The 25,673-nt window shown below is 60.0% G+C and carries 23 protein-coding genes and 1 pseudogene; 12 read left to right on the plus strand and 12 right to left on the minus strand.

All coding sequences use genetic code 11. The features are described 5' to 3' along the window. Nucleotides 1–26: 26 nt before the first annotated feature. Nucleotides 27–1,193, minus strand: a complete 1,167-nt coding sequence (locus CX511_RS22745) for an alkaline phosphatase family protein (protein WP_231353350.1) — start codon at nucleotides 1,191–1,193, stop codon at nucleotides 27–29. Between the two features lie 165 nt (nucleotides 1,194–1,358). On the opposite strand from CX511_RS22745, the gene CX511_RS22750 reads away from it, so the two are divergent. After that, nucleotides 1,359–2,219: a shikimate dehydrogenase gene (locus tag CX511_RS22750; protein WP_045187908.1), complete on the plus strand. Its 861-nt coding sequence runs from the start codon at nucleotides 1,359–1,361 to the stop codon at nucleotides 2,217–2,219. 61 nt (nucleotides 2,220–2,280) lie between these two features. On the opposite strand, the gene CX511_RS22755 is transcribed toward CX511_RS22750, so the two are convergent. Together CX511_RS22755 and quiC are read right to left on the minus strand one after the other, a co-directional pair. Further along, nucleotides 2,281–2,946, minus strand: a complete 666-nt coding sequence (locus CX511_RS22755) for a TetR/AcrR family transcriptional regulator (protein ID WP_045187906.1) — start codon at nucleotides 2,944–2,946, stop codon at nucleotides 2,281–2,283. Nucleotides 2,947–3,023: 77 nt separating this feature from the next. Continuing rightward, on the minus strand, nucleotides 3,024–4,928 hold the full coding sequence (gene quiC, locus CX511_RS22760; protein ID WP_045187904.1) for a 3-dehydroshikimate dehydratase QuiC: 1,905 nt from the start codon (nucleotides 4,926–4,928) through the stop codon (nucleotides 3,024–3,026). Nucleotides 4,929–5,231: 303 nt separating this feature from the next. On the opposite strand from quiC, the gene CX511_RS22765 reads away from it, so the two are divergent. After that, nucleotides 5,232–6,572: an MFS transporter gene (locus CX511_RS22765; protein WP_045187902.1), complete on the plus strand. Its 1,341-nt coding sequence runs from the start codon at nucleotides 5,232–5,234 to the stop codon at nucleotides 6,570–6,572. On the opposite strand, the gene CX511_RS22770 is transcribed toward CX511_RS22765, so the two are convergent. The 3 genes from CX511_RS22770 to CX511_RS22780 form a co-directional block, all read right to left on the minus strand. Then, nucleotides 6,569–7,447, minus strand: coding sequence for a DMT family transporter (locus CX511_RS22770; RefSeq protein ID WP_045187900.1), 879 nt, complete (start codon nucleotides 7,445–7,447; stop codon nucleotides 6,569–6,571). The genes CX511_RS22765 and CX511_RS22770 overlap by 4 nt on opposite strands. 16 nt (nucleotides 7,448–7,463) lie before the next feature. After that, nucleotides 7,464–8,279: a sugar phosphate isomerase/epimerase family protein gene (locus CX511_RS22775; RefSeq protein WP_101292807.1), complete on the minus strand. Its 816-nt coding sequence runs from the start codon at nucleotides 8,277–8,279 to the stop codon at nucleotides 7,464–7,466. Nucleotides 8,280–8,396: 117 nt separating this feature from the next. After that, on the minus strand, nucleotides 8,397–9,173 hold the full coding sequence (locus CX511_RS22780) for an IclR family transcriptional regulator (protein WP_101292809.1): 777 nt from the start codon (nucleotides 9,171–9,173) through the stop codon (nucleotides 8,397–8,399). 181 nt (nucleotides 9,174–9,354) lie between these two features. Between CX511_RS22780 and CX511_RS22785 the strand changes: the two genes are divergently transcribed. Then, the gene (locus CX511_RS22785; RefSeq protein WP_101292811.1) at nucleotides 9,355–11,073 is read left to right on the plus strand and encodes an FAD-dependent oxidoreductase; all 1,719 of its coding nucleotides are present in this window, start codon (nucleotides 9,355–9,357) and stop codon (nucleotides 11,071–11,073) included. Nucleotides 11,074–11,179: 106 nt separating this feature from the next. Here CX511_RS22785 and pcaG read toward each other — a convergent pair whose 3' ends face one another. Beyond that, nucleotides 11,180–11,785 carry a protocatechuate 3,4-dioxygenase subunit alpha gene (gene pcaG / locus CX511_RS22790; RefSeq protein ID WP_045187892.1) on the minus strand — a complete coding sequence of 202 codons (606 nt, stop codon included), beginning with the start codon at nucleotides 11,783–11,785 and terminating at the stop codon, nucleotides 11,180–11,182. Nucleotides 11,786–11,796: 11 nt separating this feature from the next. Then, nucleotides 11,797–12,516 carry a protocatechuate 3,4-dioxygenase subunit beta gene (gene pcaH, locus CX511_RS22795; protein ID WP_045187890.1) on the minus strand — a complete coding sequence of 240 codons (720 nt, stop codon included), beginning with the start codon at nucleotides 12,514–12,516 and terminating at the stop codon, nucleotides 11,797–11,799. 200 nt (nucleotides 12,517–12,716) lie between these two features. On the opposite strand from pcaH, the gene ypfJ reads away from it, so the two are divergent. The 3 genes and pseudogenes from ypfJ (at nucleotide 12,717) to CX511_RS25735 (ending at nucleotide 15,731) form a co-directional block, all read left to right on the plus strand. Then, nucleotides 12,717–13,601 (plus strand): KPN_02809 family neutral zinc metallopeptidase, encoded by an 885-nt coding sequence (ypfJ, locus tag CX511_RS22800; RefSeq protein WP_045187888.1) that lies wholly within the window; start codon nucleotides 12,717–12,719, stop codon nucleotides 13,599–13,601. 345 nt (nucleotides 13,602–13,946) lie between these two features. Further along, nucleotides 13,947–14,876: pseudogene (locus tag CX511_RS25730) on the plus strand (methyl-accepting chemotaxis protein); the annotation flags it as partial. A gap of 141 nt (nucleotides 14,877–15,017) precedes the next feature. Continuing rightward, the gene (locus CX511_RS25735; protein ID WP_409077868.1) at nucleotides 15,018–15,731 is read left to right on the plus strand and encodes a methyl-accepting chemotaxis protein; all 714 of its coding nucleotides are present in this window, start codon (nucleotides 15,018–15,020) and stop codon (nucleotides 15,729–15,731) included. Between the two features lie 115 nt (nucleotides 15,732–15,846). Here CX511_RS25735 and ggt read toward each other — a convergent pair whose 3' ends face one another. The 3 genes from ggt to mdaB form a co-directional block, all read right to left on the minus strand. Further along, nucleotides 15,847–17,514, minus strand: a complete 1,668-nt coding sequence (ggt, locus tag CX511_RS22810; protein ID WP_045187884.1) for a gamma-glutamyltransferase — start codon at nucleotides 17,512–17,514, stop codon at nucleotides 15,847–15,849. A 117-nt stretch (nucleotides 17,515–17,631) separates the two neighbouring features. Continuing rightward, nucleotides 17,632–18,528, minus strand: coding sequence for a LysR family transcriptional regulator (locus tag CX511_RS22815; RefSeq protein ID WP_101292815.1), 897 nt, complete (start codon nucleotides 18,526–18,528; stop codon nucleotides 17,632–17,634). 67 nt (nucleotides 18,529–18,595) lie between these two features. Then, nucleotides 18,596–19,186 carry an NADPH:quinone oxidoreductase MdaB gene (gene mdaB, locus CX511_RS22820; RefSeq protein WP_045187880.1) on the minus strand — a complete coding sequence of 197 codons (591 nt, stop codon included), beginning with the start codon at nucleotides 19,184–19,186 and terminating at the stop codon, nucleotides 18,596–18,598. Between the two features lie 190 nt (nucleotides 19,187–19,376). Here mdaB and CX511_RS22825 point away from each other — a divergent pair, with 190 nt between their 5' ends. Further along, nucleotides 19,377–19,691, plus strand: a complete 315-nt coding sequence (locus CX511_RS22825; protein ID WP_101292817.1) for a putative quinol monooxygenase — start codon at nucleotides 19,377–19,379, stop codon at nucleotides 19,689–19,691. Here CX511_RS22825 and CX511_RS22830 read toward each other — a convergent pair. Beyond that, nucleotides 19,681–20,445 carry a sulfite exporter TauE/SafE family protein gene (locus tag CX511_RS22830; RefSeq protein WP_045187876.1) on the minus strand — a complete coding sequence of 255 codons (765 nt, stop codon included), beginning with the start codon at nucleotides 20,443–20,445 and terminating at the stop codon, nucleotides 19,681–19,683. The two genes, CX511_RS22825 and CX511_RS22830, sit on opposite strands and share 11 nt — an antisense overlap. A 77-nt stretch (nucleotides 20,446–20,522) precedes the next feature. Here CX511_RS22830 and CX511_RS22835 point away from each other — a divergent pair, with 77 nt between their 5' ends. Genes CX511_RS22835 through CX511_RS22855 form a run of 5 tightly spaced genes read left to right on the plus strand, consistent with a single transcriptional unit; the run spans nucleotide 20,523 to nucleotide 25,666 of the window. Further along, on the plus strand, nucleotides 20,523–21,455 hold the full coding sequence (locus tag CX511_RS22835; protein ID WP_045187874.1) for a LysR substrate-binding domain-containing protein: 933 nt from the start codon (nucleotides 20,523–20,525) through the stop codon (nucleotides 21,453–21,455). A 46-nt stretch (nucleotides 21,456–21,501) separates the two neighbouring features. Continuing rightward, a complete protein-coding gene (locus CX511_RS22840; RefSeq protein WP_045187872.1) occupies nucleotides 21,502–22,107 on the plus strand; it encodes a CDP-alcohol phosphatidyltransferase family protein in 606 nt (201 codons plus the stop codon). Nucleotides 22,108–22,137: 30 nt separating this feature from the next. Further along, nucleotides 22,138–23,895, plus strand: a complete 1,758-nt coding sequence (locus CX511_RS22845) for a bifunctional alpha/beta hydrolase/class I SAM-dependent methyltransferase (protein ID WP_045187870.1) — start codon at nucleotides 22,138–22,140, stop codon at nucleotides 23,893–23,895. Beyond that, a complete protein-coding gene (locus tag CX511_RS22850; RefSeq protein WP_045187868.1) occupies nucleotides 23,892–25,211 on the plus strand; it encodes a phosphatase PAP2/dual specificity phosphatase family protein in 1,320 nt (439 codons plus the stop codon). Before CX511_RS22845 ends, CX511_RS22850 begins: the two co-directional genes overlap by 4 nt. Continuing rightward, nucleotides 25,208–25,666 (plus strand): hypothetical protein, encoded by a 459-nt coding sequence (locus CX511_RS22855; RefSeq protein ID WP_045187864.1) that lies wholly within the window; start codon nucleotides 25,208–25,210, stop codon nucleotides 25,664–25,666. Before CX511_RS22850 ends, CX511_RS22855 begins: the two co-directional genes overlap by 4 nt. The last annotated feature ends 7 nt before the right edge of the window (nucleotides 25,667–25,673 follow it).

The following is a 25,673-nucleotide window of genomic DNA, read 5'->3' on the forward strand; positions in this document are numbered from 1 at the left end:
ACGGGCTTGTCCCGTGTCAGGCGCCTTCAGCCCAGCCCCGAACACACTAACAACGGCACCTTCTGGTCGTCATCGGTCAATGCACCATGATGACCACGCCATTGGCTGGGGTGTTTTTCCACCGCACTCCGAATAAGCCCGCCAGCGCCGGTGGGCACCACGATCAGGTCGCCAATTCGTGCTTCGGCCTGGCTCAATAGCACATCACCAAACAGTCCTGCGGCAATTGCCTGAGACTTGCTCCAGACGTTGTAAGCATCCCCTAAGCGGTTCTGCCAACGCTCGTGTACACGGTCTTGCTGGTGCTCGTGGATGTACAGGTAACGTGCACGAATATCACCGGCAATCGCCCGCACTCCCTCCTGCAGAACTGGATCGAGGTCGAAATCACGCACCTGCTCGCTGTCTAGCGCCACCATGCCATGGTCGGCAATCACCATCAGTTGGACCCTTTCAGGCAGCACCTGAGCAATGGCACGGGCCAACTGATCGGCAATTTCCAATTGTTTGATCCAGCCTTCTGAACCTGGGCCGAACAGATGGCCGGCAAAGTCCAGGTCGCCGAAATAAGCAAAGCAGAAGGCCGCCTCGGGCCTGTCCAACGCCGCTTTGATCAGTTCGGGATATGCCTCGTAGGCCGGTGCCGGAAGGATCTGCCCCGCCTTGTAGATAGCCTTGCTGAAGGCTGAATTGGCAAACCGTCCAAGCATGACCGTACTGATGGCTATGCCTTGCTTACTGGCCAGGCTCCAGGCATCGTCTGGCACGATGAAAGATTCTGGCGCCGGTGCAGCACCGGGTTCTGTCTCACTTTGCAATGCGGCGGTGGTCCACACCAACGGCGACAACTCGGTGTGTGGGTCCAGTGCAAAACTGCAGCCGACAATGCCATGGGCGCCACTGCCTAAGCCTGATGTAACCGAGGCCAGACTGGTGGCAGTGGTGGCCGGGAAGCCCACACGAAAATGTGCATCATCCTGCATCAACGAGGCGAGAAATGGCGCGTGCCTGGCGTAAGCCTGCAATAGGTTCCAGCCCAACCCGTCGATCAACAGCAGACAGGTCGCTGGTGAGCGATCAAACCGAAAACTGTTGCGAAAACCCTGGCCACCAAGACCGGAAAATATCGACTGGGTCAGATTCGCCAAGCCTGGCCAAGTCTCACCTAGCAACTGTGGGTCGTTCAGGGGCATTGCCATCTCTCCTTCCGTGGTCAAGTGCAAGCAACAGGTGTAGCACAGGCTGTGCGATCAGCGCACAGAAAAGCCGCCAAGGGGGTGTTCGCCGATTGACCAAGTTAACCAAACGGTACATTTTCAATGGAAACCTATTTCCAAGAACAACAATGGAGTTTCCCCATGAATCCGGCCCCCTCTTCCGGCATTCTCGCCGGGCTGATCGGCGCAGGCATCCAGGCCTCGCGTACCCCGGCATTGCATGAGCACGAAGGCCACGCCCAGGGTTTGAATTATCTGTACCGGCTGATCGATCTGGATCAACTGAAGCTCGATAGCAGCGCTTTGGAACAATTACTCACCGCCGCAGAGTCCATGGGTTTCACCGGCCTGAATATCACCTTCCCGTGTAAACAGGCGATCCTGCCGCTGCTTGATGAGTTGTCTCCTGAAGCCCGCGGCATTGGCGCAGTCAATACCGTGGTGCTCAAGGACGGCAAGCGCATCGGACATAACACTGACTGCCTGGGTTTCGCCGAAGGCTTTCGCCGTGGTCTGGTCGAAGCACCGCGGCGTCGGGTCGTACAGATGGGGGCCGGTGGTGCTGGCGCGGCTGTGGCCCATGCGATGCTTGCGGAAGGGGTTGGTCAGTTGACTGTATTCGATGTCGAAGTGGCGCGGGCGCAGGCGCTGGTGGATAACCTCAATGCACATTTCAGTGGTGCCCTGGCGCGTGTCGGCCATGATTTGGCCTGCGCTCTGGGTGAAGCTGACGGGCTGGTCAACACCACGCCCATGGGCATGGCCAAACTGCCGGGCATGCCGGTGCCCAAGGCATTGCTCAGAGCCGATCTGTGGGTGGCAGAAATTGTCTATTTCCCGCTGGAAACCGAACTGTTGCGTGAAGCCCGGGCCCTGGGCTGCCGCACGCTGGATGGTTCAAACATGGCCGTATTTCAGGCGGTGAAGGCGTTCGAATTGTTCAGCGGCCTAAAACCAGATGCAGTACGGATGCTTGCGCACTTCAATCATATGGGCGGCTGAACAGCCTCTAACTGACGTGTGTCGCCGCCGCAGCCTGACGGCAGCGGCGACGACACCATGATCAGGCCTGCAAGAACTTCAACACCGACTCGCAAATCATCTCGCGGTGCCGCGCCTTGAGCGCCGCATCCTCGAAATCGACCTGAAAGATCTCGCCAAAGGTGTTGCGATTCGACACCCGATAGAAGCAGAACGAACTGATCAACAAGTGCACATCCAGCGCTTCTAGCCCCTGACGGAACACGCCTTCAGCCGCCCCGCGACGCAGAATCTCATCCAGCGCGGTAAGCACAGTCTTATTCATTGAGCGAATGGCCGAGGAGCGCTTTACGTACTCGCCGTGGTGCATGTTCTCGTTGCAAACGATACGCACGAAGTCGACGTTACGGTCATGGTGGTCAAAGGTAAATTCCACCAACCGCCGAATGCCCTGGCGCGGTTCAAGCTCAGCCAGGTGCAGGCTGCTCTCGGTATTGCGGATATCACCGTAGAGTTTCTCCAATACCTCGACGTACAACTGCTCCTTGCTGTTGAAGTAGTAGTAGATCATGCGCTTGGAGGTCTGGGTGCGCTCGGCGATGGCATCCACCCGGGCACCTGCAAGCCCCTGCTGGACGAACTCGCTGATTGCCGCCTGAAGAATGTTCTCGCGGGTCTTTTCCGGGTTGTTCTTGCGACCCTTGCGCACCGTTTCAGGGGCAGCGCAGAGTGCTGGAGTAGTTGTCATACGGGACTCGTGGCCAACGGTTAACCCGGTGATTATGAGCCCCGGGGGATAAGGAAGAAAGCCTGCCTGCCCCGCGGCTACAAACGGGCCTGCGCCGGAGCACCTGCACGCGCCTTGGCCATGGCCGCCAGACGTACCGCAACGTTGGCTGCACCATAACCGCTGTAACCGTTACGCCGCTGCAAGACCTCGAAGAAAAAGCGCTCCTCGAATGGCTCGGTGTACACATGAAACAGCTCGCCACCTTGAGCATCACGGTCATAAAGCACGTTGTAGTAGGCCAGTTCGCTAAGGAACTCGTCGTTAAAATCAAAGCGTGCGGCCAGGTCGTCGTAATAGTTAAGCGGAATGTCGAGCAGGGCCACCCCAGACTCTTTGGCCTGCTTGACCGCCGCAAAGATGTCGTCGCACTCGAAGGCGATGTGATGCACGCCTGAGCCACGATAATGCGACAGCGCATGGGCGATGGCTGTGTTGCGGTTTTCCGAAATGTTCAACGGCAGGCGAATCGAGCTGCAACGGCTACGCAGGGCGCGGCTCTTTACCAACCCATAGGGGTCTGGCAACACCACCTCGTCATCGGCAGTGAAGTCCAGCAGGCTTTTGTAAAACAGCGCCCAACTGTCCAGACCATCGGCCGGCAAGGCCAAGGCCATATGATCAATGCGTTTGAGGCCCAGGCTGTTACCCGAGGTTTGCACTACGCTGAAATCGGTGTCGTAAATGGTCCGGCCTTCAGCGTCCTGATCAACCAGATAGATCAGGCTGCCATCCGGCGCACGCACCGCTGCCAATTCACGCTCGTTGGGCCCGACCAGACCACGGTAGGGCTGGCCATGGAATGCCACGGCGCGAGCCAGGGCCTGGGCGCTATCCTTGACCCGAATGGCCGTGGCACACAAGGACGGACCATGGCTTTCAAAAAAGTTGTGGGCAAAGGAATAGGGTTCAGCATTGAGAATCAGGTTGATATCACCCTGGCGCAACAAGCTGACATTCTTCGAACGGTGCGCGCCTGCACGGTTGAAGCCCAGGCGCTCCAGCCAATTTCCCAACTTGGCCCCGAGAGCATCGTCCACGGCGAACTCAAGAAACTCGATGCCGTCGTAGGCACTGGCCGCCGGAGGAGCGAACAACGCGTCATCCAATACCTGACCTTGCTGCTCCAGCCGTTGACGGGTTTTCTCCTCAAGGTACAGCAGCGAACGCAAGCCATCGGCGGCGTTGGCTCGTGGTGGCGCGGCGCGGAAACCATCGTTGAAAATTTCCAGTGATAACGGCCCGCGGTAACCGCTGGCCAGAATCGGCGCTAAAAAGCCTGCGAGGTCGAATTCACCCTGCCCTGGGAAGCAGCGAAAGTGCCGGCTCCATTCCAGCACATCCATGGCCAGCAGCGGCGCATCAGCCATCTGCACGAAGAAGATCTTGTCGCCTGGAACTTGAGCGATAGCGCGCGGATCGCCTTTAAGTGACAAGGTATGAAAACTATCGAGGATCATCCCAAGATTTGGATGATCTGCCGCCTGGACGATATCCCAGACCTGTTCCCAGGTGTTGACATGCCGCCCCCAGGCCAACGCCTCGTAACCGATGCGCAAATCGCGCGCCCCAGCGCGCTCGGCCAGCAAGCGCAGATCGTCGACCAGCACCTGGCGCTCACCCAGCGAGTCAACTGCGACGTTACTGCACACCAGCACCAGATCGGTGCCCAGCTCCTGCATCAAGTCGAACTTGCGCTCGGCACGATCGAGGTTGCGCGCCAGGCGATCACGACGGCAGCCTTCGAAGTCGCGGAACGGCTGAAACAGTGTGATTGCCAGCCCTAGGTCGGCGCAGCGTTGGCGAATTTCTCGCGGGCTGCCGGCGTAGTAAAGAAGGTCATTCTCAAAGATCTCGACCCCATCGAAGCCCGCCGCAGCAATGGCTTCGAGTTTTTCAGGCAAGGTACCGCTCAAGGACACAGTGGCAATCGAACGCTGCATTTTTATGGCTCCGATGGGCAGGCAAAACCCGGATGCTGCGATTATTGGCGGTGAACACTTTTTGCTCAATTAAAAAGGTACTAACTGGTTAGTTTTGTGTTCGATTATCGCCCATAATAGCGTTCAACGAATTGACCCTTTTTTGACCACAGGCGCACCATTTCGACACGGGGCAGTGTTGCTCGTCGAGTCAAAAGCTCCTCGACCCCTGCCGATTCAATCGACCGCCAAGCACCCCGGCGTCCTTAGCGTTGCGTCACCCAAGGCTTGACCCATAAACATAAAAATACGGGTAACCCTCCCATGATCCATTCGCACAGCACCCGCATTGCCCAGCCGCTGGCCAGTACTCCGCACGCTGGCATTGGCGACAAGATCCGTGGCGCCATGGCTGTCGGCAAGACCCGTTGGGTCATGCTTGCCCTGGTGTTCTTCGCCACCACCTTGAACTACATCGACCGCGCCGCACTAGGCGTCATGCAGCCGATCCTGGCCAAGGAAATGAGCTGGACGGCGATGGATTACGCCAACATCAACTTCTGGTTTCAGGTCGGCTATGCCATCGGCTTCGTCCTCCAGGGCCGGTTGATCGACCGTATCGGCGTCAAGCGCGTGTTCTTCTGCGCGGTGCTGCTCTGGAGTCTGGCCACCGGCGCCCATGGTCTGGCGACTTCAGCCGTTGGCTTCATGGTCTGCCGATTCATCCTCGGCCTGACCGAAGCGGCCAACTACCCTGCCTGCGTCAAGACTACTCGGCTGTGGTTCCCGGCAGGCGAACGCGCAGTCGCTACCGGCATCTTCAATGCCGGCACCAACGTCGGAGCTATGTTTACCCCCATGCTGTTGCCACTGATCCTCACCGTCTGGGGTTGGCAGGCCGCGTTCATGGGCATGGGCTTTCTGGGCCTGGTGTGGGTCGTCTTCTGGGGCCTGAAGTATTTCAATCCGGAAGACCATCCCACGGTCAGCAAAGCAGAACTGGCCTATGTGCAGAGCGAGAAGGAGCCAGAGCAGGCCCGCGTGCCCTTCTCACGTATCCTGCGCATGCGCGGCACCTGGGCCTTCGCCTTGGCCTATTCGATGACCGCGCCGGTGTTCTGGTTCTACCTGTACTGGCTGCCACCGTTTCTCAATCAGCAATACAGCCTGGGTATCAGCGTGACTCAAATGGGCATCCCGCTGATCGTCATCTACCTCAGTGCTGACTTCGGCAGCGTCGGCGGCGGCATACTTTCGTCGTTTCTGATCGGCCGTGGCATGGCGCCGGTCAAGGCTCGCCTGCTGTCGATGCTGCTGTTTGCATTGACCATCATCAGCGTGATCTTTGCCGCAGGCGCCAGCAGTTTATGGATCGCCGTGCTGGCCATTTCCCTGGCGATCGCCGCGCACCAGGCCTGGACCGCCAACATCTGGAGCCTTGTGATGGACTACACCCCCAAGCACATGATGAGCACGGTGTTCGGTTTTGGCGGCATGTGCGCCGCCATCGGCGGGATGTTCATGACCCAGTTGGTCGGCTACATCCTCACTACGACTAACAACAACTACACCTTGCTGTTCACCATGATCCCGGCCATGTATTTCATCGCCCTGATCTGGATGTACTTGATGGCTCCACGCAAGGTGCCGAAAGTCGAAGCCTAACGACGCCGCTGCAACCAGGCGGCACCCAGACCGCTCAGGCAGATCAAGGCAATACCGACCAGCCCGGCCATGTCCGGGCTGTGTCCGAACAGCACCAAGCCAAGTATCCCGGCAAACACGATCTGACAGTAACTGAACGGCGCCAGCATGGCCGGTGGCGCATGGCGGAAAGCCTGGGTCAGGAACAGGTGTGCGGTCATCCCACAGGTACCCAGCGCTACGGCCATCAGGCCATGCACCAAGCTTGGGATCTGCCAGAACATCGGTACGACGGCACTCATCACCAGGGTGTTGAGTACACCGGTGAAGAAGTTACTGGTGGTCGGGCTGTCGATACCGCTGAGCTTACGGGTAAGCAACTGGTAGAAACAAAAACACAGCGCGGAACCGAATGGCAGCAGCACGGCTGGAGTGAACAACGCACCGCCAGGATGGATGATCACCGTCACCCCAACAAAACTGACCAATACCGCCACCCACTGACCACGGGTCACTTTCTCCCCCAGCAGCGGCAACGACAGCGCCGTCACCAGCAACGGCGCAAGGAAGTTGACCGCCGTCGCCTCGGCCAGCGGAATATATTGCAAGGCCGTGGTGAACAGCAGGCTGGTTCCCAGCAGACAGAGTGCGCGCAACGCCTGCAGTCCTGGCCGACGAGTGCGCAATACGCGTAATCCGGACTGCGGCAGGAAGATCGCCATCATCAACAGGGTGTGCACCAAATAGCGCGCCCACACGACCCAAAGAATCGGATAAAAGCCGGCCAGGTATTTGGACAGAGCGTCATGGCTGGCAAACAGGAACGTCGCCAGCACCACCAGCAAAATGCCCCGCAGTGGCTGGCTGGCATCGTTGAGTGCGGTGGGACGGGGCATGAGATCGGCTCGTAGGTTAATGCTGCAAGAGCAGCTGTTGGGTCTTGTCCAGGGCCATCTGTGCCCGCTGCAAGGCGCTAACACCCTGTTCATACAATTGCCGGGTAGGAATCTCCAGGCTTAAGGGAATCGACGACGGCAAACTGCGTAGCAGCCCTACCAAATCGCAATCACCGTCACCAGGGAAACGCCGCTCATTACGGGCTTGCCGCAAGATATCGGCCATGTCGTCAGGGCGGGGACCGGCGACATCGCACAGCTGAGCATAACGCAGACGCGACCGAGCAACCTTGCCAAGGTCCTCCAGAGACGATGCCGAGCGGTCGAAATGGAAGGCATCGACCAGCACGCAGCCGTTGCCACGCCCGGCTTGCTCGACAATACGTAACGCCTGCGTGAGGTTCTTTGCATCGGTCCAGGGCATGAACTCCAGATGCGGATGCAAACTGTACTGGCCTGCCAGATCGCAGAGGGCCGCGAAGTTTTCCGTCAGGCGTTGTTCATCGGCATCGTTGCCGGCCACCAGCAGTTCACTGGCACCGAACTCGGCGCCCACGGCCAGTAGGGGCTCAAAGTCGGCCACACAGGTTTCAGGCTTGAGCCGCAGGATCTCCACATCCAGTACCTGGATGCCGGTGTCGCGCAAACGCGCGGCAGTCTGGCGACGTAGTCCGGCATCCGCGACCAGCGGGAAGTGATGTTCCTCTGGCGTCGCCGGTTCCAGGCGCAGTCCGACGTGGCTATAACCTGCCCGGGCGGCGACTTCGATCATCTCCACCGGCGACAGCTCAAGTACTGTCAGGGCAGCGAGGGACATCACACGTTGGCTCATTATTGTTATCTCGGAAGTGGGTCTTGAAATATTTAGAACCCAGTTCCAATTTCAATGCAAGCAAAAAAACAGCCTGTCTTGGCTGCTTTTTTGTGAAAGCTGGAACCTAAGATGGTTCTAGACGAACAGCTCCGACGCCGGGCTGGCCGCCGACAGCTCAGCCGCCGCCGCCAGCAGCACTGGCGCCAGCTCATGCATGCGTGCCTCGCTCATCCGTGCACTGGGCCCGGCAACGCTGAGCACCCCCACCGCGTGCCCGTCCAGCGGATGACGCACCACTGCTGCCAGCGCCGAGGTACCGACTGCCGAGCTTTCCACTACCCAGGCATAGCCATGTTCACGGGCAATTCGCAGACGCTCCAGCAACTGGGCATTGGACGCCGGCGCATTGGGGCCGAAGTCCTCACGCTTGGCGATACCCTGGCGCTCGACCAGCAACAACGCCTGGGCATCGCTCAAGCTGGAAAGCCAGGCATGCCCGGAGGCGGTGTAAAACAGGGGAGCATCGCGGCCCATGTCGGGGTCGTAACGCAGGCCCGAGCGGGCGCCCTGCGCCTTAGCGATCCAGGTCTGACGGTCGCCTTCGATCACCCCTAGGCGCACCAGCTCACCGGTCTGCTGGGCTAACTGGTCGAGGATCGGTTGGACGACATCGGCACCGCTGCTGGCCAGGTAACGGAAACCCATGGCCACCAGGCGAGTGCTCAGGTGGTAGCGGCTGCTCTCCGGATTCTGGCGTACATAACCCAGACGCATCAGCTCGGCGAGCATGCGGTGTGTGGCGCTTTTGGGTATTTCCAGCTCTTCGGCCAGGGACTGCAGGGGCAGCCCGCGCGGTTCGCTGGTAAGGCGTTCGAGGAGGCTGAATGCGCGTTCGATCTGACTGCCGGCCATGGTCATGGTCCCTGAAATTTGTGCCGATTCTAAAGAGCCCCGGTGAAAGCGCAAATCACTGTCCGATCTTCGCCCACTTTGTGCTGTTACGGCTTGGCCCGGGGTTACGTGAAAACATAGAATGTGGAATCAAGTTCCAGAATATAACAAAACCTGTTGGTTCTTCGAGGAGATACTGCCCATGCCTGTCGACACCTCCCCCTCCGAACGCGTGGACTGCGATGTACTGGTCATCGGTTCCGGTGCCGCCGGGCTAGCCGCAGCGGTGACAGCTGCCTGGCATGGTCAGAAAGTCATCGTGGTAGAAAAGGACCCGGTATTCGGCGGTGCCACCGCTTGGTCCGGTGGCTGGATGTGGGTACCGTGCAACCCATTGGCCCAGCGCGCGGGAATAATCGAAGATCGTTCGCAACCACGCACCTACCTGGAGCATGAACTGGGCGAGCGTTTCGACGCGCAGATGATCGACGCATTCCTTGAAGCGGCGCCGAACATGGTGTCGTTCTTCGAGCGCCACACTGCTCTGCAGTTTGCCGACGGCAATGGCATTGCCGACATCCATGGCAATACTCCCGGTGCCGGCACTGGTGGACGCTCGGTCATCGCCGCACCTTATGACGGGCGCAAGGCCGGCAAACTGCTCAAGCGCCTGCGTAAGACTATGCGCGAAACCTCGTTCATGGGCATGCCTATCATGGCTGGCAAGGACCTGGGGGCCTTCCTGACCTTGACCCGGTCATGGCGCTCGCTGCTGCATGTAAGCAGGCGGTTCAGCCGTCACCTGCTCGATCTGGCCAGGTATGGCCGGGCCATGCAACTGGTCAACGGCGTAGCCCTCGTGGCACGGCTGGCCAAGTCGGCGCAAAACCTCGGTGTACTGCTGTGGGAATCAGCACCCGCCAAGCACCTGCTCCAGGAGCAAGGTCGCGTCAGCGGTGCATTGATCGAGACCGCGCGCGGCCCGATCAACATTCATGCCCGCAAGGCTGTGGTCCTGGCGGCCGGTGGTTTTGCTAATGACATCGAACGGCGCAAAGCGCTGTTCCCGCGCACGCCCACTGGCCACGAGCACCTGGCCCTGCCGCCGCTGGGCGCCAACGGTGACGGCTTGCGTTTGGGTGAAAGCGTCGGTGGCCAGGTCGCCGATGACCTGCACAGCCCCGTGGCCTGGGCACCGGTATCGCGGGTGCCCCACAGCGATGGCAGCACCGGCCATTTCCCGCACATCATCGAACGCGGCAAGCCCGGCATCATTGGCGTGCTGGCGGATGGCAAGCGCTTCGTCAATGAAGCCGACGGTTACTACGATTATGTCAGCGCCATGGTTGCCCAAGCACCAGGCGAAAAGGTCGAATCCTGGCTGATCTGCAGCCATGCCTTCCAACGCCGTTATGGCCTGGGTATCTCACGGCCGTTTCCGCTACCGGTGCAACCGCTCATCAATTCCGGCTACCTGAAAACCGCCAATAGTATCGAAGCCCTGGCGCGGGTCTGCGGGATTGATCCTCAAGGCTTGAGCGCCACGGTTGCCGAATACAACCGCCATGCTCATAACGGTGAAGACCCGCAATTCGGTCGCGGCTCCACCCTGTACAACCGAAAACAAGGCGATGCCTTGCACTGGCCGAATCCCTGCGTAGCGCCGATTGAGCAAGGACCGTTCTATGCGGTGAAGGTCGAGCCGGGTTGCTTTGGCACCTTCGCCGGGCTCAAGACCAATGAACACGCCCAGGTTCTGGACAGCCAGCGCCAACCCATTGTCGGCTTGTATGCGGCGGGTACCGATATGGCCAGCATCATGGGTGGACATTACCCGGCAGGTGGGATCAATCTGGGGCCGGCGGCGACCTTTGGGTATATCGCGGGGCGGCATATTGCCGGGGTAACGGAGTACGAATGAAGGCATAGCCTTGGGGCCACAACGTGGCCGTTCGCCGACAAGACCGGTTCCCACAACGTTGAGGCCATCACTGTGGGAGCTGGCGTTGCCAGCGATGGGTTCAACCTCAGAAATCGAAAAACACCGTCTCACCTTCACCCTGAATACGGATATCAAAGCGGTAGGCCAGTTTGCCATTTACTTCACAGCGAGTCGCCACCAAGGTCTCACGACGCTGGGGTTGCTCGATCAGGTTGAGCACCGGGCACTTGGCATTGGCCGCGGCTTCATCGTCGAAGTACAAGCGGGTCTGCAGGTGGATGTTGATGCCACGGGCAAACAGGCTGACGTTGATGTGCGGTGCCATCGGTACACCAGCAGCATTGTTGACCACACCCGGTTTAATGGTGTGCAGCGTCCACTCACCAGCGTCGAAGGTGGTGGCAGTACGGCCGAAACTGTTGAATGGCTTTTCCAGGTTGAAGTCGTCTTGATAGTCACCGTTGTGATCGGCCTGCCAGAACTCCAGAAACGAGTCGCGGACCAAATGGCCGTTGCCGTCGTAGACGTTACCAAACACCAGAATATGTTCGCCCGGCGCATCGGCCTGGGCCATGCGGCTCCAGATTTCCTGGTCGCGGGTCGGGTTACCGGCAGCCTCCAGGGCCAAGCCGATGTGTACATAAGGGCCGGCGGTCTGTGAAGGCGTTTCCGGCAGCAGTTCGATAGGCATGGGAAACCTCCTCAGCAGTTTTCGAAGTGAGTCTTGCGCTGCCCGCGCAGGACGATGTCGAAGCGATAGGCCAGGCAATCCATAGGATTGGCGTTGCTCATGTCCAGGCGGGCGATCAGGCTCTGCACGGCATCTGGGTTGGCAATCGACTTGACGATCGGGCACATCGGGATCAACGGGTCGCCTTCGAAGTACAGCTGGGTGATCAGCCGGGTAGCAATCGACGGACCACTGATCGACACATGGATGTGCGCCGGGCGCCAATCGTTGGGGCCGTTACGCCATGGGTAAGGACCAGGCTTGATGGTACGGAAGCTGTAATAGCCCTCGCTGTCGGTCAATGCACGGCCCACACCACCAAAGTTCGGGTCCAGCGGTGCCAGGTAGCGGTCATTCTTATGACGGTAACGGCCACCAGCGTTGGCCTGCCAGATTTCCACCAAGGTATGTGGGATGGGCTTGCCGTACTGATCACAGACGCGCCCGGCGAGGACGATGCGTTCACCGATCGGCAGCCCACCGTTGTTGAAGTTGAGCAGTAGGTCGTGGTCATGCTGGCCGAACTTCAAGTGCGAGAAGTCGGGACCGGTGCTTTCGCTGATCGACTGGGGAATGCTCACCAGCGCCTGACTCGGCGAACGGGCGATAGAGGTTTTGTAATCCGGGGTGAAGGCTTTCGGATGCCAGTTGCGATCACGGATAGCGAAGCGACTGTTGTCTTGCGCAGACATGCCGTTCTCCTGTCTTGGAATTATTGGAGCGCCTGGGCGTGGCAGGCGAGCTTGCAGTTTCCGGCATGAAGGCACAGAAGAACATTGAAAAGTACCTGCCTATACATAACCAAATGGTTATGAAAGGAGCAGGAATCTGACAGAGCGACGTCCGGTGAACTAATCTTTGAGCTCGTGTTTCCAAGCTCGGGAGAGCACTCATGCAATGGCGAAAAGGCAGGCGTAGCGACAATGTGGTCGATGCCCGTGGCGAGGGTGGTGGCGGCATGCGCTTCGGCGGTGGCAAGGGCCTGAGCATAGGTGCGATCCTGTTGATCGTCGGCATTGGCTGGATCACCGGCCAGGACCCATTGCAGATCCTTGGCCAACTGACTGGGCAGATGGATCAGCAACAGACGGCGCCGGTCACCACCGGCACCGGCAAGGCCCCCCCGGCCAATGATGAGCAGGCCGAGTTCGTTGCCTCGATCCTCGGTGACACCGAAGACACCTGGAAGGCTATCTTTGCCCAGGCCGGCCGCCAGTACAAAGACCCCAACCTGATCCTGTTCAGTGGCCAGATCAACTCGGCCTGCGGCTTCGCCTCCTCGGCCGTCGGCCCGTTCTATTGCCCGGCCGACCAAAAAGTCTACCTGGACATGAGTTTCTTCCGCGAAATGGAACAACGCTTTTCCGCCGCCGGCGACTTCGCCCAGGCCTATGTGATTGCCCACGAAGTCGGCCACCATGTGCAGACCCTGCTTGGCGTCTCTGCCAAAGTCCAGGCAGCGCGTCAGCGCGGTGAACGCATGGAAGGTGACAACGGCTTATTGGTGCGCCAGGAACTACAGGCCGACTGCCTGGCTGGAGTCTGGGCCTATCAGGCGCAAAAGCGCCTGAACTGGCTGGAGCCTGGCGATATCGACGAAGCGCTGAACGCCGCCAATGCCATCGGTGACGACCGCCTGCAGCAGCAGGGTCAAGGTAGAGTGGTCCCGGACTCCTTTACCCACGGCACCTCGCAACAGCGCCAGCGCTGGTTCAAGACCGGTTTTGCCAAGGGCGATATCAACCAGTGCGACACCTTCGGCACACGCTCGCTCTGAGCCGCCAACCAGGCTGATCCGTGGCCAGCAGCCCCCTCTGGCTGGCTGCGGAAAAGCCCTGTTACCGACCGCTGATCAATTTTGCTGAAAAAGCGTTTCAGCTCCAGCGCAAACCGCCGATAAACCCTGCTCAGAACATCGGCTGGCCATCAACAAAAACAACCTTCCAGCGATACGGATCATGAAGAACAACGTTCCTAGAGGGATTGCATGAATAGCTGGTTCGCCAACATCAGCATCAACCTGAAACTCGGCCTGGGCTTCGGCCTGGTGCTGCTGCTCACCAGCCTACTGGCCCTGACCGGCTGGAACAGCATGGGTGGGTTGATCAACCGCAGTAACTGGATGAGCGACATTACCCAGCTCAACAGTGACCTGACCAACCTGCGCATCACCCGCCTGCAGTACATGCTGACCGGCGGTGACGATGCCACCGCGGGCAATGTACAGGTCAAACTCAATGCCTTCAGCGAACAACAGCAAAAGTTGCTTAAGAGCTTCAAGAGCCCAGAGAACGTCAAGTTGCTCCAGGACCTGGGCCAGACCATCAGCGAGTATCAAGTTTCAATCAACAAGATGCGCGCCGGCTACAAGACCAGCCTGGCCGCCCGGGATTCGATGAACCTGGCAGCCTCGCGTGCGATCGAATTGATCGACGCGATAAACGCCGACATTCTTGCCTTGCCCGAAGGTGATGCCAGCCGTCTGGAGCAGTTCCGCACCGTTACCCAAGCCAAGGAGCAGTTGTTCCAGGTACGTCTGGCTGTACGCAGCTACATTGCTGACATCAGCAGCGAAACCGAACAGTTGGCTCTGCGCCAGCTGGATGGTGCACTGGCTGAAATTGCCAGCCTAAACCGTCAGATGCCGAGCGAAGCGACACGCATCAAGCAATTTGAAAGCGCCGTGCTGGCGTATCGCGACGCCGTGCGCCAGTTCCGTGATGCCACCGCGGCTATCGCCGTGGCCCGCGAAGAGATGACCGTACAAGGCGCCACCATCGTCAAGACCAGCGACGCGCTGTACATGATCCAGCTCGAACGCCGCGACAGCGAAAGCGCCCAGGCCCGCACCCTGCAGCTCACCGCAACACTGCTGGCCTTGCTGGTCGGTGTACTGGCGGCCGTGATCATCACCCGCCAGATCACCCGTCCACTGCGCGAAACCCTGAGCGTCGTGGAAAAGATCGCCGCTGGCGACCTGACCCACAACCTGCGCGTGACTCGCCGCGACGAACTCGGCGTACTGCAACTGGGCATCCAGCGCATGGGTAGCACCCTGCGCGAACTGATCAGCGGCATTCGCGATGGCGTCACCCAGATCGCCAGTGCCGCCGAAGAACTGTCAGCAGTGACCGAGGAAACCAGCGCCGGGGTCAACAGCCAGAAAGTCGAGACCGACCAGGTCGCCACCGCCATGCACGAAATGGCCGCCACCGTGCAAGAAGTTGCACGCAACGCCGAGCACGCCTCATCGGCCGCCACCGACGCCGATTCGCAAGCACGTGCCGGTGACCAAGTGGTTGCCGAAGCGATCAGCCAGATCGAACGCCTGGCCGAGGAAGTCCACCGCTCCACCGAGGCGATGGGCCTGTTGCAGCAGGAGAGCCAGAAAATCGGCAGCGTCATGGACGTGATCAAATCGGTGGCCGAGCAGACCAACCTGCTGGCCTTGAATGCCGCCATTGAAGCGGCCCGTGCCGGTGAAGCCGGACGTGGGTTTGCCGTGGTTGCCGATGAAGTTCGCGGCCTGGCCCAGCGTACGCAGAAGTCCACCGAAGAGATCGAAGAGTTGGTCGCCGGCCTGCAAAGTGGTACCCAGCAGGTGGCCAATGTGATGCTCGGTAGCCGCAACCTGACCGACAGCAGCGTCGAACTGACGCGCAAGGCGGGCGCCTCGCTGGAAAGCATCACGCGCACGGTGTCGAACATTCAGTCGATGAACCAGCAGATTGCCGCGGCAGCGGAACAGCAGAGCGCGGTGGCCGAACAGATCAGCCGTAGCATCATCAATGTCCGCGATGTGTCGGAACAGACCGCGGCGGCCAGCGACGAGACGGCCGCTTCCAGTGTTGAGCTGGCGCGGTTGGGTAACCAGTTGCAGACCATGGTCAGCCACTTCCGCGTGTGATGCACTGAAAGCCTGGGCTGCTTTGCAGCCATCGCCGGCAAGACCGGCTCCCACAGGTTTCAGCACTTGAGCTGATCCCTTGTGGGAGCCGGTCTTGCCGGCGATAAGCTCACACTTACTTAACGACCTGCCCTACCCCACGCCCACGTGGATCGGAAGCCGTTTCCAGCGCCGTGCCCTTCACGCGGATCGCCTGGATATCGCCCATCTCCCAACCCTGATCTTCCAGGGTGTAGCCCATCTTCTTCAGTTCCTCGGCAACCTTGCCTTCGAGCGGTGCATAAGCATCGAAATAGATGGTGTCCTTAGGTAGCAACTGGTGATGAACCCGCTGCGCCGCCACGGCTTTTTCCAGTGGCAGGTTGTAGTCGTACAGGTTGTTCAGCACCTGGAAGATCGAGGTGAAGATCCGCGAACCGCCTGGAGTACCCAGTACCAGGGTGACCTGACCATCACGGGTAACCAGGGTCGGGGCCATGGACGAGAGCATGCGTTTGCCTGGCTCAATGGCGTTGGCATCGCCACCCACCACACCGAAGGCGTTGGCCACACCCGGCTTGGAACTGAAATCGTCCATCTCATCGTTGAGCAGGAAACCTGCGCCTTTAACCACAACGCCACTGCCGTAGTCCCAGTTCAGGGTGTAGGTGTTGCTGACCGCGTTACCCTGTTTGTCGACGATGGAGAAGTGCGTGGTCTGATGTGGTTCAAGGCCCGGGCGGACTTTCTCGGTTTCCGAGATAGCGGTCGGATTGACCTCTTGGGCGCGCTTGGCCAGGTAATCCTTGGCGATCAGCTTATCCACCGGCACCTTGGAGAACGCAGGGTCCCCTAGGTAGTCGGCACGGTCAGCGAACACGCGCTTTTCGATTTCCGCCAGCAAGTGGATATAGCGCGCGGAGTTCAGATCAACGCCTTTGAAATCAGCAGCGCGGTTTTCCTTGATGCCCAGCAGTTGCGCCAGTGCCACACCACCCGAGCTTGGCAGCGGTGCGGTATAGACCATATTGCCACGCCACTCGATGCCCATCGGCTCGCGCCATACCGCTTTGTAATCCTTGAGGTCGTCTTTGCTGATCAGGCCCTTGTCAGCCTGCATCTGCGCCACCAGCAGATCGGCTGTCTTGCCCTGGTAGAACTCGCTGACGCCCTTGTCGGCGATGCGCTCCAGGGTTTGCGCCAGCTCTGGCTGCTTGAACGTCTCGCCGACTTTCATGCTGCCGAAGTAGTCATTGAAGTTGGTACTGTCTTTGAACAGACCCAAGGCATCTTCGCGGTACTGGTACTGCTTGGCGGCGATTTTGAAACCGTTCTTCGCATAGCCTACCGCCGGGGTGATCAGCTCGGCCCACGGCAGCTTGCCGAACTTCTGATGCGCCTCCCACAAGCCCATGACCGTACCCGGCACACCGGCAGCGCGGGCGCCGACCAGGCTCAGGTTTTCGATGATCTCGCCTTTTTCATCCAGGTACATATTGCGGCTGGCGGCCTTGGGCGCCGTTTCTCGGTAGTCGAGGAAGTAAGGTTTGCCGTCCATGTACAGGGTCATGAAACCACCACCGCCAATATTACCGGCTTCGGGGTAGGTCACAGCCAGGGTGAAGGCGGTGGCGACTGCGGCGTCTACTGCGTTACCGCCTTTTTTCATTACATCGGCAGCTACCTGTGCAGCATATTGATCGGGCGCAGCCACCGCGCCACCTTCCAGGGTCACAGCGTAAGCCGATGAACTGGCGACTATCGCGGCACTCAGGCCCAGGGCTTGGAACATCACAACGCGCATGAGAGCTTCCTTGGTGTTGTTTTCGTTGAACAGCCATTAAGGCTTATGTCCGAAAACTAATCAAACACCGCAGGAAAATTCGCCGCGTACAGGTAAATTCTGTCGCAGCCGGAGACCTCAACAAGCGTAGATCGACAGTTTGTTCTGAATGAAATCAAGAAAGCACTGGATGCGTAAAGCCAGTTGAGTGTTGCGGTAGTACACCGCATTGATCGGCTGGCGATAGCCACTGTTGTACTCGGGCAGAATTACCTGCAGGCGAGCACTACGAATGTCTTCATGGGTCATAAAATGCGAGAGGCAGACGATGCCCTCACCGGCTAAAGCCAGTTCGCGCAAGGTTTCGCCGCTGGAGGCCGACAGACTCGGGTGAATCAATAGTCGATCACCCTCGGCATGGCGCAACGGCCAATGATTGAGGGTTTCGGTCTGGGTAAAGCCCAGCAGTGAATGCGTATGCAAGTCTTCGACCCGCTCGGGGATGCCATAGCGGGCTAGATACTCGGGACTGGCCAAGACGTTCAGCGGGCTGCAACCAAGCGATCGGGCATGCAGACTGGAGTCGGCCAACTCACCGATGCGGATGGCAACATCGGTGCTTTGTTCGATCAGGTCAATGATCAGGTCACTGGTGTTGAGCTCCAGCTGAATCTGCGGATACAACGCACGAAATTCAGCGATCCAGGGCACGATGGCATGCAGCATGAACGGCAGCGCGGCATTGATACGCAGACGCCCGGACGGTGTCTGGTGGTGCACCGACAAATGTTCTTCGAGCTCGTCCATCTGCTGCAGGATCGACTTGGCCCGTTCGAAGAAAAAACGGCCTTCTTCTGTCAGGTCCATGCGCCGGGTGGTGCGGTTGATCAGCGTTGTACCGAGCTTGGTTTCCAGGCGCGACAGAGTCCGACTGATCGCCGACGGCGTCTGCCCACCCTGCTCGGCGGCGGCGGAAATCGAGCCGCACTCGATCACCGAGACGAACACCTGCAATTCATCGGACCTGGCTTTCACGGTTGTACCCCGGGGTGATCAACAGCCGTGATAGATATCCGCTTGCGGTGGCCAGCGCAAGGTTTCATCAGGCCTGGACCTGGAAAACCTCGGCCAGGTGTTGCTCGTAGGCAGCCACGGCAGCCTCGACGTTCGGGCGCTTCATCACGTCCACGGCCAGGTAGGTCGGCAGACCCGTCATGCCAAGGAACTGGTTGGCCTTGTGGAACGGGAAGTACACCGCATCCACGCCCTTGCCTTCGAAGAAATCGCTCGGATCATCAAAAGCCTGCTGTGGCGCGTTCCACGTCAGCGAAAGCATATATTGCTTGCCTTGAATCAGACCACCGCTGCCGTACTTTTGCGAGGCATCGGAACGGGTGCGACCGTCGTTGGCGTAAAGGCTGCCGTGGCCAGCGGTGAAGACTTCATCCAGGTACTGCTTGACGGTCCACGGTGCGCCCATCCACCAACCCGGCATCTGATAGATGACAACATCGGCCCAGAGAAACTTTTCTACTTCTTCAGCATTGTCGTAACCACCGTCGATGTAGGTGGTTTTGACGTCGAAACCGGCGCGGTCAAGAAACGCCAGCGCGGCCTCGTGCAAGGTTTCGTTCAGACGACCATCGGAGTGGGCGAATTTCTTACCACCGTTGAGCAGCAGGATCTTTTTCATGGTGTGCCTCATCTGGGTTCGATCCGAGGCCTATCCGCCTGTGACCGAGTGAATTTGATGGCGGCAGAGTAGAGGTCGGGGTCGCGGGGAAAAAGCCACAATGGGGCAAAATACATTTGACTGAAAAGCACGAATCAAATCCTTATTGTTGCCTTAGAATCGATTCACCACTCCTTTCAGAGACTTCTTTATGAGCGAGCAGTACGGTTTCATCCTCAAAGCCAAAACCCATCCGGAAAAATCCGCAGCCTTCGAGGCGCTGTTTCGCGCTTATGTCGAGCCAAGCCGCCAGGAGCCGGGCTGCATCGAGTACCACATGCTGCGTGACAAGGAAGATCCAAGCCTGTTTGTGTTCTACGAGATCTGGGCCAGCAAGGCCGCGCTGGATGTGCACTCTGCCTTGCCGCACATGCAGCAGTTCTTCGAAACGCGCATGGACTACCTGGAACGCGACTTCGATATCCAGTTGGTCGAGATGCTTAGCCCCTCTTCGGCTAGCCGTTGATCAATAGATGCGCGCCGAGCAGAGCCAGGCCAATAAAGAAGCAACGCTTGAACACTGCGGCACTGATGCGTTGACGCAGCCATTGACCGCAAAACATGCCCAGCAGTGCCGGCGCCAGCACCAGCAAAGACGCGCCCAGGGCTTGCGCACCCAGCGCGCCTTGGCCCGCCAGGCCGATCGCCAGGGCCAGGGTCGATACCGTGAATGACAGGCCCAAGGCCTGGACCATTTCGTCGCGATTCAGGCCCAGACTCTGTAGATAAGGCACCGCTGGAATCACGAAGACCCCAGTGCAAGCCGTGACCACCCCGGTAATCAGCCCACAGACCGGTCCTAGCCAGCGCTCCTGCGCAGCCGCCAGGCTCAAGCCTCGCCCCAACAGACCGTACAGCGCATACACCAGTAGCGCGGCCCCCAACGCGTGAGCCGCCAGTTCGCCACTGTTGATGCCCAGCCAGACGCTGCCCAAAAGGGTCCCGATAAAAATCATGACCTGCATGGGCCACAACCGTTTCAGCAAGGCTCGCAAGTGTCCACCGGCCGCCAATTGCCAGAGGTTGGTCAAGGTCGACGGTACAATCAGCAACGCCGCAGCCTGCGCAGGCGACATAGCCAGACCGAGCAAGCCCATGGCAATGGTCGGCAAGCCCAGGCCGATTACACCCTTGACCGCGCCAGCCAGCATAAACGTAACGATCACCAGCAGCGACAGCGCCGGTCCAATGTCCTGATAGAAGCCAAGTAATGTAGTCATGGCGCTATCCTGCACCTCGACACTCAGACTGAAAATCTGCCATATACTCAGCCAGACTATTGCTCAGGCAGAGGCTGATGCATTTCGATCTGATTGACCTGCGCTTGTTCCAGCACACGCTGGACTGCGGCAACATCACCGCCGGCGCCCAACGCAGCCACTTGTCGTTGCCGGCTGCCAGCGCACGCATCCGCGCCATGGAAAGTTCGCTGGGCACGCCCCTGCTCGAACGCAACCGACGAGGTGTCCAGGCCACGCCCGCAGGGCAGGCGTTGTTGCAGCATGCGCGGCTGATTGCACAGCAGGTCGAACGCCTGCAGTTCGACCTGGCGCAATATGCCCAAGGCCTGCAGGGCCAGGTACGGTTACTGTGCAACACCGCAGCACTGACCGAATACCTGCCGGAACTGCTCGCCGGTTTTCTCGAACACTACCCGTCCATCAACATCGACATCCACGAACTGCCAAGCCTGCGTATCGTCCAGGCCATTACCCAAGGCGTGGCGGATATCGGCATCATCTCCAGCGCTGTGACCAGCGAACACCTGCAGACCTTGTCGTTTCGCGACGATCCACTGATGCTGATCATGCCCCCTACGCATCCCCTGGCCTACCATGCCAACTTGCGTTTTGCCGACACCCTCGGCCATGGCTACGTCGGCCTGCAAGCCGACAGTGCCTTGGCCCTGCACCTTGAAGAACAGGCGCTGCACCTGGGGCAGCGCCTACAGGTACGCGTGCGCGCCGACGGTTTTGATGGGGTGATCCGCATGGTCGCCCATGGTGCCGGCCTGGGCATCGTGCCGCTGGCAGCCGTGCAGCGCTGGCAAGGTGTACTGGCGCTGCACAGCCTGGCGCTGGGCGAGCCTTGGGCCAGGCGCCAGTTGCGCCTGTGCAGTCGTGACTTTTCCAGCCTGCCCGGGCATGCGCGCGCCTTGCTGGAATGTTTGAGTGCTAGCGCTGTTGCTCCAGCAACTGCAATCCACCGACAATCGCCCCTGCGCACCTAGCTGTTGCTGCACTGATCGCCAACCGAGTCGTAAAGGGAGTTTCACCGTGCCGTCGATCTACCAGCTCAAACCCCGCTTCCAGGCGCTGTTGCGCCCGACGGTCGAGCGTCTTTACCAACGCGGCGTGACCGCCAACCAGGTGACCCTGAGCGCCGCCGTGATTTCCGTGTTGCTTGGCCTGCTGCTGACCTGGCTTCCTCATATCACTTGGCTGTTCGCGCTGGTGCCAGTGTGGATGTTGCTGCGTATGGCACTCAACGCCATTGACGGCATGCTCGCCCGTGAGTTCGGCCAGCAATCGAAACTCGGCGCTTACTACAACGAACTCTGCGACCTGGTCGCCGACAGCGCCTTGTACCTGCCCTTTGCTCTGCTGCCAGGGGTATCGCCGGCACTGGTGGTGGTCGTTGTGCTCGCCGCGCTAATCAGCGAATACGCTGGCGTCATGGGCCCGCTGGTCGGTGCTGAGCGTCGCTACGACGGCCCCATGGGCAAGAGCGATCGTGCCTTTGCCTTCGGTGTTCTCGGTGCTGGCGTTGCCACCGGCCTGTTGGCGTCAATCTGGATCAACGGCGTGCTGCTGGTGATCTTGCTGCTCTCGCTCTATACCCTCTACAACCGGGTCAGCCGCGGTCTGGCGCAAACCCGCTGAAGCTCTTTGTGCCAGATAAGGATATTTGCCATGCGCAACGCTCAATCCCTGCGTTTTACCACCCACGACGGTGTCGAGCTGCATTACCGCCACTGGCCGGCCAGCATCGCTGGCGATCAGCCGCGCCGCGCCGTGGTGCTGTTCCATCGCGGCCACGAACACGGTGGACGTATGGCCCATCTGGTCGATGAGCTTGAACTGCCCGGCCATGACTTCTTCGCCTGGGATGCCCGAGGCCATGGCCAATCGCCCGGCGCCCGCGGCGACAGCCCGAGTTTCGCCTGCAGCGTGCGCGACGTGCAGACCTTCATCGAACATATCGCCCGCGAGCACGACATTGCCGAAGAGGACATGGCTGTGCTGGCGCAAAGCGTCGGTGCCGTGTTGATCGCCACCTGGGCCCATGACTATGCACCCAAGGTACGTTGCCTGGTCCTCGCCTCGCCGGCCTTCAAGGTCAAACTGTACGTGCCGTTCGCTCGCCCGGGGCTGAAACTGATGCGTGCCTGGCGCGGCAACTTCTTCGTCAATAGCTACGTCAAGCCGCGCCTGCTCAGTCACGACCCCGAGCGCATCGCCTCGTATGAAAGCGACCCGCTAATCAGTCGGCCGATTTCGGTAAACATGCTGCTTGGCCTGTATGAAGCCGCCGACCGCGTAGTGGCGGATGCACAGGCGATCCAGGTGCCAACGCAGCTGCTTATTTCCGGCGCAGATTTCGTCGTCAAGCGCCAACCCCAAGAGCAATTTTTCGAACGTCTGGGCAGCGTGCACAAAGAGAAGCACGTCCTCCCCGGGTTCTTCCACGACACCCTTGGCGAGCGTGACCGCGGTCATGCCCTGATGCGGATCCGCCGCTTTATCGAGCACTGTTTCAGCCAGGCGCCGCAGCGCCCTTCTCTACTCGATGCCGACCAACTTGGCGCTAGCTGCGCCGAGGCCGAAAGCCTGGCCGCACCGCTGCCACGCAACTCGCCAGCTGACCTCTATTGGCGCGTTACCCGCGCCGGGTTGCGCCTCGGCAAAGGCTTGTCGGACGGGGTCAAGCTGGGCTTCGATACCGGCTTCGACTCCGGCAGCACCCTGGACTACATCTATCGCAACCAGCCCACCGGCAAGGGCCCGATCGGTCGCATGATCGACCAAAACTACCTCAATGCCATCGGCTGGCGCGGCATCCGCCAACGCAAGCTGCATGTCGAGGAACTGTTACGCCTGGCCATTGAGCGCCTGCGCGAACAGGACAAGCCCGTGGATATTGTCGATATTGCCGCCGGCCATGGCCGCTACATACTCGAAGCGTTGCAAGGCCTGGAGCAGCGCCCCGAGTCAATCCTGCTGCGCGATTACAGCGAACTCAATGTCCAACAGGGCAGCGCGCTGATCGCCGAAAAGGGCTTGGCCGATATTGCCCGCTTCGTTCAGGGCGATGCCTTCGATGCCCAGAGCCTCGCCAGCCTTGATCCCCGCCCGACCCTGGCAGTGGTCTCGGGCCTGTATGAACTGTTCGCCAGCAACCAGATGGTCAGTAACTCCCTCGGTGGCCTGGCCCAGGCGGTGGAGCCTGGCGGTTACCTGGTGTACACCGGTCAACCATGGCACCCGCAGTTGGAGATGATTGCCCGCGCCCTGACTAGCCACCGCGCCGGCCAAGCCTGGGTAATGCGCCGCCGCAGCCAAGTAGAGATGGATCAGTTGGTCGAAGCGGCAGGCTTTCGCAAGGTCTGCCAGCGTATCGACCAGTGGGGCATCTTCAGCGTCAGCCTGGCCCAGCGGGTCGCCGGATGAGCGCCTCGCGCGAACCAGGCCTGATCAAGCGTGGTGTGCTCTGGCTGCTGCTGCTTGGCCCGCTGTTCTTCCTCAGCTATGGCCTGACCAACAGCTACACCGCAGGGCGCAGCGACGTCGGCAGTCTGGTCTTCGCCTGGGAAAGCAGCATCCCGTTGTGGCCCTGGACCATCATCCCGTACTGGTCGATCGACTTGCTCTACGGGCTGTCGTTTCTGCTGCCGCTGTGCCGCCGGGAAATGGACCGCCATGCCCTGCGCCTGCTCAGCGCGCAGGTGATCTGTATCCTTGGCTTTCTGCTTTGGCCGCTGCGTTTCACCGTCGAGCGGCCGGCACTAGATGGGCTATTCGGTTGGCTGTTCGATGTGCTGATGGGCTTCGACAAACCGTTCAACCAAGCGCCATCGCTGCACATAGCCTTGCTGGTGATCATCTGGGCGATGTTCGCCCGGCATGTCCACGCTTGGCTACCCCGCGTGCTGATGCATGGCTGGATGGCGCTGATCGGCCTGTCGGTGCTGACCACCTGGCAACATCATTTTATCGACCTGCCCACTGGCGCCTTGGTGGGGGTGCTGTGTGTCTGGTTGTGGCCACTCGAAAGCCGGCCGGTGCTGGGCTTTATACCGCTTGCCCGTGATCCACAACGCTGGCGCCTGGCTCTTCGTTACACCGCAGGGGCTGCGTTATTGACCGGACTGGCGGTGTATCTTGCGGACGTCGCCCTGTGGCTGTTATGGCCAGCAATCGCGCTACTGGTGGTGGCGCTCAACTATGCGCAACTGGGCGCCGAAGGGTTCCAGAAGGGTGCCGATGGCCGGCTGTCTTATGCCGCACGCTGGCTGCTCGCACCTTACCTGATTGGCGCCTGGCTCAACTCGCGCTGGTGGACGCGTCATCACCCCGAGGCTGATGAAGTGTGCGATGGCGTGTATCTCGGGCGGATTCCGGGTAAGCATCAAGCCGCGCGCTTCGCCGCCATCGTCGACCTGTGCGCCGAGCTGCCGGCCTCCGTTGCCCCCGGCCAAGCGTACTGCGCCTTGCCCAGCCTCGATCTGGTGGTGCCCACGGCCGAACGCTGCCGGGAAGCGGCAACGGCTATCGAACAACTGCGCAAACAGGGCCCGGTGCTGGTCTGCTGTGCCCTCGGTTACTCACGCAGCGCCAGCGCCGTAGCGGCCTGGCTGGTGCTCAGCGGACGCTGCACCGATGCCCGACAAGCCCAGCAACGCATCAGCCAGGCACGCCCTGGCGTGGTCCTGCATCCACAGCACCTGCAGGTGATCGAACGCCTGCAAACGGAGCCTTGCCTGTGACCAGCCAAACGTCTCTGGCGGTGGTCGCCAGCCTGCTCAAACGTGGTCATCAGGTCGAGCGCCTGGCCGACGGGATAAGCCTGCTAGCACTGTTTTTTGGCCTGGCGCCATTGTTGATCGGAGCACCCTCCCATTGGTTCAGTACCGCCTTATGCGCCCTACTGCTGTTAGCAGGTTTGCTGCAGAAGTTCTTTGCCATCCGGGTGGCACTGGATGCCGATCTGTTTGCTCAGCTGGCCACCCGGGGTGAGCAACTAGTGCAACACACCCAGGCGCTGGATCAGGCGCTGTTCAGCCTTGGCCTCAAGGCTAGCCAGGTCGACAACCGCGACTGGACCACGCGCAGCCGGGCGGCCATGCGCCTGTTACGTCAGCAAGTGCTGTGTTTCACCGTGCAGGCCATGCTCGCGCTGGTCGCCATCGTGCTTTTGCCCTTGCTTCACTACGCCGGATAAGGACCTC

This window comes from Pseudomonas sp. S06B 330 (genome assembly GCF_002845275.2).
GTDB lineage: Bacteria > Pseudomonadota > Gammaproteobacteria > Pseudomonadales > Pseudomonadaceae > Aquipseudomonas.